Origin of the sequence: Janthinobacterium sp. SUN211 (assembly GCF_030587315.1) — a bacterium.
In the GTDB taxonomy this organism is placed as follows: Bacteria; Pseudomonadota; Gammaproteobacteria; order Burkholderiales; family Burkholderiaceae_D; genus Janthinobacterium; species Janthinobacterium kumbetense.
In genome coordinates this window covers 1-10,530 of the sequence record NZ_JAPWIC010000016.1, presented here as the reverse complement: position 1 = coordinate 10,530, position 10,530 = coordinate 1, and the positions used below count along the sequence as shown (strand labels likewise).

Here is a 10,530-nt window from a genome sequence, read left to right as displayed (position 1 = left end):
ACTGAACGAGCGTGCCAACCAGCTGGCGCACTGCCTGCTGGAGCAGGGTGTGGCGGCCGACACGCTGGTGGGACTGTATGTCGAACGCAGCATCGAGATGGTGGTTGGCGTGCTGGCCATCCTCAAGGCCGGCGGCGCCTACGTACCGCTGGACACGAGCTACCCGAAGGATCGTCTCGCCTACATGCTTGAGGACTGCGGTGCCACTATACTGCTTACCCAGGACGGGCTGCATCAACAGGCGTCGGACATGGTGGCAGGGCGCAGCATAGGCATCGCCAGCCTCGATTGCAAAGAACTGAATGATGCGTCGCCGGGCCGCAGTAGGCAGAATCCCCATGGCTGCCATGCCGGCCCCCGAAACCTGGCTTATGTGATCTATACCTCCGGCTCCACAGGCCGTCCCAAGGGTGTGCTGGTCGAGCACCAAGCCCTGGTCAACCGCATCGACTGGATGCAGCGTGAATACCCGCTCGGCGAGACGGACGTCGTCCTGCAAAAAACGCCGTTCGGTTTCGACGTCTCCGTGTGGGAGCTAACCTGGCCGTTCATTGCCGGCGCGCGCTTGGTCATGGCAGAACCCGAGGGGCACAAGGATACGGCCTATCTCGCGTCCGTGATCCAGTCCGAAGGGGTGACAACGCTGCACTTCGTGCCGTCGATGCTGCGCCTGATGGCCAGCGATGAAGGCTGGCAGCACTGCACGTCCGTGCGGCAGGTGTTCTGCAGCGGCGAGGCCCTGCCCGTGGATGTAGTGGCAAGCCATTACGCAGCCAATGCCGCACCGCTGCACAACCTGTATGGCCCGACAGAAGCGGCAATCGATGTCAGTTACTGGGCCTGCCCGAAGACTGTGGATTTGGTGACGGTGCCGATCGGCCGCCCGATCCAGAACATGGCGCTTTACGTTCTGGGCGCGCAAAATCAGCTGCTGCCCAAGGGAAGCATCGGCGAGCTACACATTGGCGGCATCGGGCTGGCACGGGGCTATCTGAATCGTTCTGAACTCACGGCCGGGCGTTTCATTCCAAATCCTTTCCATGATCCGCTGGACCCGTCCAGCAGCACGCGCCTGTACAAAACGGGTGATCTCGCGCGCCATTTGGCAGACGGCAACATTGAATATATCGGCAGGATCGACGACCAGGTGAAGATCCGCGGCCAGCGCATCGAACTGGGCGAAATCGAGAGCCAGTTGGCGGCGTGCACGGGTGTGCTGGAGGCGGTCGCCGCCGTGCGCGAAGACCGGCCCGGCCATCAACGTCTGGTGGCCTACATCGTGCCTGACGACTCGACGGCACTGTCGATCCCCGCGCTGCAGGCCGCACTCGTGCAAGTGCTGCCCGAGTATATGGTGCCGTCGGCGTGGCAGGTGCTGGACACCTTGCCATTGACGCCGAACGGAAAACTGGACCGCAAGGCGCTGCCGGCGCCCGATGGCAGCCACCTGCTAGATGAATACCTAGCGCCGCGCACCGCGACCGAGGAAACGTTGGTAGGGATCTGGGCTAGCCTGCTTCAGCTCAATTCAGGGGACATCAGTGTCAACGCGAACTTCTTCGCGCTCGGCGGCAATTCGCTGCTGCTGGTCCAGCTGTTTCGGGTCATCAAGTCAAGCTTCGACGTCGAAATCGGCGTCAGGGGAGCATTTACGGACGTCACCATCGGCTTGATCGCCAAGTCGGTCGATGCTTTGCAAGGCAAAAGCAAACTGGCTCAGGAATTGTCGGCGGTGCCTGCCAATCAAATCGAAGAAATGGAATTCTGAAGATGAACTACGTAAATGAAGTCTTGCTACAACTTGGAGCCAAGGGGATCGAAGTATTTGTTGAGGGCGGCACCCTAAAGGCGAGGGCCCGCAAGGGCTCGCTCGATGCCGATGCAGTGCAGCTAATCAAGAACAACAAGCAGCAGCTCATTGACTATCTGAACCAGAACTCCGTGTCGGCCGGCGCCAGCCGCATGAACGTGGTGGCCATGCCACGCCACTCCGGCAAAGTGGCCGTATCGTTCGCGCAGCAGCGCCTGTGGCTGCTGGACCGGCTCAACGGCGGCAGCGCGCACTACAACATGCCGTCCGCCCTGCGCGTGACGGGCCGCTTCGATGTTGCCGCCGCCGAGCAGGCGTTCCGGCGCATCATCGCGCGGCACGAGCCGCTGCGCACGGTGTTCGCAGGCGAAGACGAGCAATTGCGGCAGGTGATCCGCGAGCAGGTGGAATTCGGTATCCGGGTGAGCGACCTGACGCAGCTCGACACCGGCGCGCGGGAACAGGCTGTACAGCAGCTGGCCCTGGCCGACGCCGAAGCGCCGTTCGACCTGGCGCGCGACTTGATGCTGCGTGCCGGCTTCGTCCGGCTGGGCGAGGAAGAGGGCATTCTGTTATTTAATATGCATCACATTGCCTCGGATGGCTGGTCGATGGGCCTGCTGGTCAGGGAATTCCTGGGCCAGTACCAGGCGCTGCGCAGCGGCGCCGCCGACCCCTACGTTCCGCTGGCGATCGCTTATGCCGACTACGCGCAATGGCAGCGCAACTGGCTGACCGGACCGGTACTGGAGGAGCAGCTTGGCTATTGGAGCAAGCAACTGGCCGGCCTGCCGCCGGTGCACAATCTGCCACTGGACCGCACCCGCCCGGCGCACCAGAGCTTCCGGGGTGCGCGCCACCGCTTCACAGTTGGAAAGGCTGTTCATGAGGGCCTGAAAAAAGTCGCCCAGGACAACCAGGCCACGCCTTTCATGGTGCTGCACGCCGCGCTGAGCGTGCTGCTGGCGCGGCACGGCAACAGCAGCGACATCGTGATCGGCACGCCGGTGGCCAACCGGCTGCAGAAGGAGCTAGAAGAGCTCATCGGCTTCTTCGTCAACACACTGGTGCTGCGCACCGACGTGTCGGGCAACCCGCGCTTCGACCAGTACCTGGAACAGGTCAAGGCGGTCAACCTCGACGCGCAAAGCCGGCAGGACGTACCGTTCGAGTATCTGGTCGAGCGCATCAATCCCCAGCGCAGCACGCAATACAGCCCGCTGTTCCAGATCATGTTCAGCATGGGCATGGAAGTCAGCGTGGGTGGTCACGTCAGGCTGGAGGATGTCGCGTTTGAGGCGGTGGATAACAAGGATGCACCCGCCAAGTACGATTTGCTGTTCGAGGTAAGGGAAACGTCAGGCGGCCTTGCCTGTCACATCGACTACAACGTCGATCTGTTCGACGCGGCCACGGTCGCCAGGCTAGCCGCGCATTACGACCGGCTGCTGCAGGGTATTGCGGCGGCGCCGCAGACGCCGGTCTACGACCTGCCGCTGCTGGGCGACGATGAGCGACACTACCTGCTGTATGAACTCAACGCGACCGAAGCGGCCTACCCGCATGAGCAGTGCATCCACCAGCTGTTCGAGGAACAGGCCGAACGCATGCCCGATAAGGTGGCGCTGGTGTGCGAAGACCGTTCGCTGACCTACCGCGAACTGAACGAGCGTGCCAACCAGCTGGCGCACTGCCTGCTGGAGCAGGGTGTGGTGGCCGACACGCTGGTGGGACTGTGCGTCGAGCGCGGCATCGAGATGGTGGTTGGCGTGCTGGCCATCCTCAAGGCCGGCGGCGCCTATGTACCGCTGGACCCGGCCTATCCGCGCGAGCGGCTGGCCTATATGCTGGGCGACTCCCGGCCTCCGGTGGTGCTGACCCAGCCGCAACTGCAGGCCAATCTGCCGCTCGACGGTGCCAAGGTGGTCAGCCTGGACAGCGGCTGGCAGGCGCTGTCCGGCTATCGCCGCGACAATCCGCGCACAGCGGTGCAGCCTGCCCATCTGGCCTACGTGATCTATACTTCCGGCTCGACCGGGCAGCCGAAGGGCGTGCAGATCGCGCATCGCGGCGCCTGTAACCTGGCGGTCAGCCAGCAGGCCATGTTCGGCGTGGCCGACGATAGCCGCGTGCTCGGCTTCGCATCGCTGAGCTTCGACGCGGCGACCTTCGAATGGATCATGGCGCTGCTGCGCGGCGCCGCCTTCCACGTCTGCACGGAGGAACAGCGGCACAATCCGGCCGCGATCCAGACCTTCCTGCGCGAGCACGGCATCACGCATGCGACCTTGCCGCCGGCGCTGTTGCCGCACCTGGACAGTGGCGCGGGCTATGCGCTGGAGGCCCTGGTGCTGGCGGGCGAAACCTGCGGCGCGCAGGTTGTGGCGCCGTGGCTGTCGGTATGCCGGGTGTTCAATGCCTACGGGCCGACAGAAAGCACGGTCTGGGTCAGTACGGCCGAACTGCGGCCCGGCCAGGTCATCACGATTGGCCGCCCGATTGCCAACACCCAGCTCTATGTGCTGGACCGCTGCCTGAACCCGGTGCCGGTTGGCGTGCTGGGGGAATTGCACGTCGGCGGCGTGGGCCTGGCGCGCGGCTACCTGAACCGTTCCGAGCTGACGGCCGAAAAATTCATTGCCAATCCGTTTGGCGAGCCCGGTTCGCGTCTGTACAAGACGGGCGATCTGGTGCGCCATCTGGCGGACGGCAGCCTGGAATTCGCCGGCCGCATCGACGATCAGGTGAAACTGCGCGGTTTCCGTATCGAGCTGGGGGAAATCGAAAGCCAGCTGCTGGCCTGCGCAGACGTGCGCGAGTCAGTGGTCGCCATGCGCGAGGATGTCCCCGGCGACAAGCGGCTGGTGGCGTATGTGGTGGCCGGGCCGGATGCGCAATTGTCGGTCGCGCAGTTGCAGGCGCAATTGCAGGCGCAGCTTCCCGATTACATGGTGCCAACGGCATGGATGGTGCTCGATGCCTTGCCGCTGACGCCCAACGGCAAAGTGGACCGGAAGGCCTTGCCCGCCGCGGATGCGGGCGCCTCGCAGCAGGAATACGTGGCGCCGCAGACCGCGAGCGAGAAGGCGATCGCTGCGACTTGGGCTTCGGTACTGAACCATGATGTCAGCAAAATCAGCGTCGGCGACAACTTCTTCGGCCTGGGTGGACATTCGCTGCTGGTAGTGCAGTTGCTGTCGTCAATGCAGGAAGCCGGTCTGGATGCGGATGCCCAGATGATATTCTCTGCGGCCAACCTCGGCGCGCTGGCCGCGATGGTCGACGTGGCCGCGCCCGTCGCAGAGGGCACTTTTGTCGTTCCGGCGCCCCGGATTCCGGCTGGCTGCGAGCGCATCACGCCGGACCTGCTGCCGCTGGTTGACCTTAGCCAGGAAGCAATCGACCTGATCGTGGCCAGCGTGCCCGGCGGCGCGGCCAACGTGCAGGACATCTATCCGCTGGCGCCGCTGCAGGAGGGGATGTACTTCTACCACCTGATGCATAGCCAGAACGATCCCTACATCCTGTCTTCGCTATACTCGGTCGACACGGGTGCGCAATTCGAGGCCCTGATCGGCGGTCTGCGCCAAGTGATCGCGCGCCATGACGTATTGCGGACGGCGATCCTGTCGGAGCAGCTGCCGATACCTGTACAGCTTGTGTATCGCCAGGCCGGAATGGCACTCGACATGATCGAGCTGAATCCAGGCATGGATGTGCAGGACCAGCTCAAGGCGCGTTATGACAGGCCCATGAACCTGGCGAAGGCGCCCATGTTGCAGATCAATGCGGCTCGCGAACCGGGCACCGAGCGCCATTTCTTCGTGATCCAGCTGCACCATATCGTCGCGGACCACGCCGGCCTGGAGATTATTCGCAGGGAGCTGGAGGCTTGCGTGGCCGGCCGGGCAGAAGAGCTGCCCCAGCCGGTTCCCTACCGTCAATTCGTGGCCCATGCGCTGCACCAGGCCAGCAACAACGATGCGCAAGCCTACTTCAGCAAGGTGCTGGGCGATGTGACCGAGCCGACGGCGCCGTTCAATCTGCTCAACGTCCACGGCGACGGCAGCCAGATAGCGGAGCAGCGCAGGACTCTCGACGCGGCGCTGGCCGATGCGATCCGTCAAGTGGCGAAACAGCGCAAGACCAGCCCGGCGACGCTGTTCCATGCGGCGTGGGCACTGGTGGTCGGTGCCTGCAGCGCGCGCGGCGATGTGGTGTTTGGCACCGTGCTGTCCGGTCGCCTGCAGGGCACGGCGGGTGCGCACAATATGCTGGGCATGTTTATTAATACGCTGCCGCTGCGCTTGACGCTGGAGGGCGTCAGCGCGGACAGTCTGGTGAGCCAGACGGAAACGGCGCTGCGCGAGCTGCTGACCTACGAACAGGCGCCGCTGTCGCTGGCGCAGCGCTGCAGCGGACTGGCAAGCAATGTGCCGCTGTTCAGCGCCATGCTCAACTACCGTCATTCCAACGCCGGCGAGACGCAGGCGGTCAGCCACGGCATCACGCTGCTGGAGGCGCGCGAGCGGACCAATTATCCGCTGGTTGCCTTGGTCGACGACCTGGACGACGGCTTCTCGATAGGGATGCAGGCCGGGTACGGCGTGGAGCCGGGCCGCGTGATCGCCTATCTGGAGCAGGCGCTGGCCGGTCTGGTGCAGGCGCTGCGGTCGCAGCCGGACATGAACGCCGGCGATATTTCGGTGCTGCCGCCGCAGGAGCGCGAGCAGTTGCTGGCGGTGGGCACGCGGATAGCGCAGCGCCATGATGGCGACAGTGCGCTGCACGAACTGTTTGAAGCGCAGGCGCAAGGCGCGCCGCAGCAGGTGGCCGTGGTGTTCGAGGGCCAGTCGCTAACTTACCAAGAGCTCAATGCGCGGGCCAACCGTCTGGCCCATTACCTGCGCGGACAGGGCGTGGGGCCGGACAGTCTGGTCGGCATCTTCGTCGAACGCGGTCTGGAGATGATTGTCGGCCTGCTGGGCGTGTTGAAAGCGGGCGGCGCCTACGTGCCGCTCGACCCGGTCTATCCGAACGAGCGCCTGGCCTATATGGCCGGGGACAGCGGGCTGTCGCTGCTGCTCACGCAGGAATCGCTGCTGGAGCGGGCCGCTGAATTGTCGGCCGGCCGCGCCGTCATCATCGCCGCGCTCGATGCGCCAGCCTTCGCCGGCCAGTTGCAGGCGCATGCAGACTGCAACCTGGCTCGTCTGCCGGCGCAGGGGCCCGACAATCTGGCCTACGTGATCTACACGTCCGGCTCGACCGGCTTGCCCAAGGGTGTGCTGATCGAGCACCGCAATGTCACGCGGCTGTTTGCCGCCAGCACCGGCCAGTTCGGTTTCAACGGACGCGATGTCTGGACCCTGTTCCACTCCTTCGGCTTCGACTTCTCGGTATGGGAAATCTGGGGCGCGCTGCTGCATGGCGGCCGCCTGGTCGTGGTGCCGCACTGGGTCGCCCGTTCGGCGCCCGATTTCTACCAGTTGCTGAGCAAGGAGCAGGTGACGGTGCTGAACCAGACCCCGAGCGCCTTCGGCATGCTGATCGTGGTGGACGGCGAGCAGCGGGCCCCACTGTCGCTGCGCTGCGTGATCTTCGGCGGCGAGGCGCTCAACGTCGCCACGCTGCAGCCTTGGGCCGCACGTCACGGCGACGCTATGCCGCAGCTGGTCAATATGTACGGTATCACCGAGACCACGGTGCACGTGACCTACCGCCGCCTGCTGATGGCCGACATCACGAACACGTCCAACCCCAGCGTCATCGGCCATCCGCTGGCCGACCTGTGCGCGGTGATCCTGACGCCACAGCGGGGCTTGACGCCGGACGGCGTCGTGGGCGAACTCCACGTCGGCGGCGCCGGCCTGGCGCGCGGCTACCTGAACCGTCCAGAACTGAGCGCCGAACGCTTCATCGCCAATCCCTTCCATGACGCCGGCGAGCCGGCCAGCAGTACGCGGCTGTACCGCACGGGTGATCTGGTGCGGCGTCTGGCCGACGGCAACCTGGAATATGTCGGCCGCATCGACGAGCAGGTGAAGATCCGTGGTTTCCGCATCGAGCTGGGCGAGATCGAAAGCCGGCTGGTCCAGCACGAGGCCGTGGCTGCAGCCGTGGTGGTCGTGCGCGAGGATATCGCCGGCGACAAGCGGCTGCTGGCCTATCTGACCGTGCAGGAAGGGCGGGACGCTTCCGCCGCAGCGCTGCGCGAATATCTGCTGGCAAGCCTGCCGGAATATATGGTGCCGGGCGCCTTCGTGCTGCTCGAACAATTGCCGTTGACGCGCAATGGCAAGGTGGACCGGAAGGCGCTGCCGGCGCCGGACGCCAGCCAGTTCCAGCGCGAATATAGCGCGCCGCAGACGGACACGGAGCACAAGCTCGCCGCGATCTGGGCCGAGGTGCTCAAGGTTGGACAGGTAGGCATCCACGATAACTTCTTCGAACTTGGCGGCCACTCGTTGCTGGTGGTGCAATTGCTGGCGGCGATGCAGCAGGCCGGACTGCAGACCGATGTCCGCGCGATCTATGAGGCGTCGAGCCTGGGCGCGCTGGCAGCCAGAGTGGATGCATTGGCGGGTGCCGGCGAAGCGCCCTTTGTGGCGCCGCCCAACCTGATTCCTCCCGTATGCGGACACATCGCGCCGGCCATGCTGCCACTGGTTGAACTTAGCCAGGACGAAATCGACCGCATCGTGGCCAGCGTGCCCGGTGGCGCGGCCAATGTGCAGGACATCTATCCGCTGGCGCCGCTGCAGGAGGGGATGTACTTCTACCACCTGATGCATCGCGAGAACGATCCCTATGTGCTGCCATCGCTGTTTGAGGTTGACTCGCGCGCGCAGTTCGACGCGCTGATCGAAGCGCTGCGCAAGGTCATCGCGCGGCATGACGCGCTGCGCACCGCGATCCTGTCCGAGAACCTGAGTGTTCCGGTGCAGGTCGTCTATCGCCAGGTCGATTTGGACGTCGAAATGATAGAGCTGGGCAGCGGTGGCGACAGCGACGCGCGAAGCGCGCTTGCCTTTCGCTTCAAGCTGCATATGGACCTGGCCGTGGCACCGATGCTGCGCGTATGCGCAGCACAGTCCCCGCAGTCCTCCAAGGTCTATGTGCTGTTGCATGCCCACCATCTGATCGAGGACGTGACCTCGCAGCTGATGCTGGTGTCGGAGGTGCAGGCCCATCTCGCCGGCAGCATCGACCACCTTGCGCCGCCCGTGCCTTACCGAGAATTCGTGGCCCATGCGCTGCACCAGGCCAGCAACAACGATGCGCAAGCCTACTTCAGCAAGGTGCTGGGCGATGTGACCGAGCCGACGGCGCCGTTCAATCTGCTCAACGTCCACGGCGACGGCAGCCAGATAGCGGAGCAGCGCAGGACTCTCGACGCGGCGCTGGCCGATGCGATCCGTCAAGTGGCGAAACAGCGCAAGACCAGCCCGGCGACCTTGTTTCATGCGGCATGGGCACTGGTGGTCGGTGCCTGCAGCGCGCGCGGCGATGTGGTGTTTGGCACCGTGCTGTCCGGCCGCCTGCAGGGCACGGCGGGTGCGCACAATATGCTGGGCATGTTTATTAATACGCTGCCGCTGCGCTTGACGCTGGAGGGCGTCAGCGCGGACAGTCTGGTGAGCCAGACGGAAACGGCGCTGCGCGAGCTGCTGACCTACGAACAGGCGCCGCTGTCGCTGGCGCAGCGCTGCAGCGGACTGGCAAGCAATGTGCCGCTGTTCAGCGCCATGCTCAACTACCGTCATTCCAACGCCGGCGAGACGCAGGCGGTCAGCCACGGCATCACGCTGCTGGAGGCGCGCGAGCGGACCAATTATCCGCTGGTTGCCTTGGTCGACGACCTGGACGATGGCTTCTCGATAGGGATGCAGGCCGGGTACGGCGTGGAGCCGGGCCGCGTGATCGCCTATCTGGAGCAGGCGCTGGCTGGTCTGGTGCAGGCGCTGCGGTCGCAGCCGGATCAGGCTATCGCCAGCATTTCCGTGCTGCCGTCAGAGGACCGCGATCAATTGCTGGTGGAGTGGAACAGCACGGCGAAAGAATTCGCACACGGCCAGACACTGCACGCGCTGTTCGAGGAGCAGGTGCTGCGCAGCCCCGCAGCGGAGGCCGTCAAGTTCGAGGGCCAGTCGCTGACTTACGGCGAGCTCAATGCGCGCGCCAACCGCCTGGCGCACTACCTGCGCGGGCAGGGTGTGGGCGCCGACAGCCTGGTGGGTATCTGCGTCGAGCGCAGCGTCGAGATGGTGGTGGGCTTGCTGGGCATCCTGAAGGCCGGTGGCGCCTATGTGCCGCTCGATCCAGGCTATCCGAAGGACAGGCTGGCCACCATGCTGGACGATGCGCGTCCGACCGTACTGCTGACCCGCCAGGCGCTGGCCGATTCGCTGGTCGCCGCGCTGGCAGCGGCGATGGACCCGGCGTTGCCGGTGCTGTGCCTGGACAGCCAGTGGCCGTCGCTGGCAGGGGAGTCGGAAGTCAACCCGGCGCCGCAAGGCGGTCCGGCTAGCCTGGCTTATGTGATCTATACCTCGGGTTCGACCGGCAAGCCGAAGGGCGTGGCCATCGAGCACGCCGGCATCGTCAACCGCCTGCAGTGGATGCAGGCCGAGTATGGGCTGACGGCGGCCGACCGCGTGATGCAGAAGACGCCGTTCAGCTTCGATGTGTCGGTGTGGGAGTTCTTCTGGCCGCTGCTG

2 protein-coding genes are annotated in these 10,530 nt (G+C 64.8%); both read left to right on the top strand.

Annotation, left to right across the window (positions count from 1 at the left end; translation table 11 throughout):
- Nucleotides 1–1,768, top strand: a 1,768-nt coding sequence (locus O3301_RS28460; RefSeq protein WP_305058143.1) for a non-ribosomal peptide synthetase, incomplete at its 5' end; no start/stop codon positions are given.
- 2 nt (nucleotides 1,769–1,770) lie between these two features.
- Nucleotides 1,771–10,530: non-ribosomal peptide synthetase (locus O3301_RS28455; protein WP_305058142.1), on the top strand; the 8,760-nt coding region annotated here is incomplete at its 3' end.